The sequence below is a fragment of the Burkholderia sp. Se-20378 genome, from assembly GCF_017104665.1.
GTDB classification, from domain to species: Bacteria; Pseudomonadota; Gammaproteobacteria; order Burkholderiales; family Burkholderiaceae; genus Burkholderia; species Burkholderia lata.
The window spans coordinates 1-732 of the sequence record NZ_JAAGPG010001228.1; the positions used below are offsets into that span (position 1 = coordinate 1).

The window sequence follows — 732 nt, forward strand, 5'->3', positions numbered from 1 at the left end:
TGACGTATTCGCGCACCCATTGCGCGAGCTGCCGGGCATGCGGGCCACCCGGCAGGAAACGGCGGTACGCGTCGAGCGACAGCGGGCCGAGCACGATCCGGAAGCGCGACTGCGCATCGCGCACCGCGACGCCGAGCGCGACGGCGCCGACCCGCAACGTCGGCCGCGTCGCGCGGATCGTGCAGCGTTGCGAACGTTCGATCGCGACCCATTGCGGCACATGCTCGACGATGCGGGCCTCGACGCCGAAATGCCGGCGCAGGATCTGCACGAGCCCTTCCGGGTTGCGCGTGTGCCGCACGAGATGGCCCGCATGGAAGTAGCGCGCATGCGGCGCGAGGATGTCGGAGTCGGCGTGACTGTCGGCTTTCACGGCCGGCTTGTCGCCGTGCGCCGCCCGCCCGATCAGGCTCGCGACGTAACCGTCGAACCGTGCGCGTTCCGGGCGGTCGAGGCTCACCGTCGGCTGCGCGTCGGCCCATGCGCGATAGAACAGCAGGATCAGCCGGTGATGAAACAGGTCGGCGAACGCGGCAAACGTCGGGTCGTCGTGCTGCGCCGCGCGTTCGTGCGCATATTCGGTCAGGTGCGTCGGCAGCGGCCCGTTCGGGCCGAACAGCCCGAAACCGTGGATCGCGATGCGCGGCGGCATGCCACTGCCCTCGTCGCTCACGCCGGCCAGCATCGACGCAGCGAACGCGAGCGACGGTTGCTGCCCGAGCCGCACCGGTT

At 70.5% G+C, this 732-nt stretch carries 1 protein-coding gene; it reads right to left on the bottom strand.

The annotated features are described in order from the left end of the window. Positions 1-732: type VI secretion system baseplate subunit TssG (tssG, locus tag G3N93_RS41145; RefSeq protein ID WP_206135657.1), on the bottom strand; the 732-nt coding region annotated here is incomplete at both ends.